2 protein-coding genes are annotated in these 1176 nt (G+C 62.8%); one reads left to right on the top strand and one right to left on the bottom strand.

Annotated elements, in window-relative coordinates; translation table 11 throughout:
• Positions 1–627: YbfB/YjiJ family MFS transporter (locus tag AC097P_RS24425; RefSeq protein WP_479613006.1), on the bottom strand; the 627-nt coding region annotated here is incomplete at its 3' end.
• A gap of 246 nt (positions 628–873) precedes the next feature.
• On the opposite strand from AC097P_RS24425, the gene AC097P_RS24430 reads away from it, so the two are divergent.
• On the top strand, positions 874–1176 hold a 303-nt coding region (locus AC097P_RS24430), incomplete at its 3' end, for an ABC transporter substrate-binding protein (RefSeq protein ID WP_479613007.1).

Below are 1176 nucleotides of genomic sequence, written 5' to 3' on the forward strand. Positions count from 1 at the left end.
AGAGCCACCTGGGCTATCTGCCACCGGCACGGCGGCCTGCATCATCCGTGCGGGCCACAAGAGTGCCGCACTGGCCAGCACACAGACCAGCGCCAGCAACCACCAGGCCCAGCGCCAGGCATGCAACTGCGCCGCCGCTTGCTCCAGCACCCAGGGCACCAGCACGGCCGACAGCACAATACCCACGCCCGTGCCACCGTAGTACAGGCCCAGCAACAGGCCGCTGTGCGACGGCTGCTGCGCGCCCAGGCGGGCCGCCAGCAGCCCACCGGCGATGAAGACAAAAGCACTGGCCACCCCCGCCAGCAGACGCTGCACCAGCAGGGGTTCGGTGGCGGTGAAAAAGCCACTCAGTGCCATGAAGACACTGGCCAGAAATGCGCCACCCCACAGCAGCGTGCTGGCCCCCACACGTTTGAGCAGCCACGGCGTCAGCAGGGCTCCCAAAAAGTAGCCCAGGGCATTGGCCGTGTTCATGGCACCAGCCAGCGTGTAGCTCCAGCCCAGATCTGCTCGCATGGCGGGCAGCAGCAAACCATAGGCAAAGCGGGTGATGCCCAGCGACACCGCGGCGCCCAGGGACAGGGTGAGGGCAAGGGCCCACACCGATCGCAGTGGTGAAGTCACAAAAGGCCGCCCTAGAAAGGTATTCAGAATCCGTCTAGCCGCAGGATACGGTGTAGCGGCCAATGCAGTTTGCTACAAATTTTGTAGCTGTTGCTACATATAAATCGGGGGCTAGTGGCACGTTTCTATCAGAACGCTGTGGTCTGACGCTGGCCTGACAGAGCGCACCAAACAAGGGTATTCCTGCAGTTCGCGCGGCAATAGCCTGCTTAAACTAGATTGTCAGTACCCAACTGGCGACCCAGCATGCACACCAACCGTCTGTGGAGTACTACCCGCCTGATCGCAGCCAGCGCCCTGTGGCTGTGCGCATTCGCTGCAACCGCCCAAACCGCCAATACGTTAAAAATAGGCGTGATAGGGCCGTTCACCGGCCCTTCGTCCGACTTCGGTGTGCAGATGCTGCAGGGCATACAGCTGGCAGCCGAAGAGATTAATGCGGTGGGCGGCTACATGGGCCGCCCCTTCGAGCTGGTCATCAAAGACGACCAGGGCAACCCGGACGCGGGCCTCAAGAGGTCGCAAGAGCTGGCGGCCGCCGGCGTGGTG

The sequence above is a fragment of the Rhodoferax sp. ZS1R8 genome, from assembly GCF_056521325.1.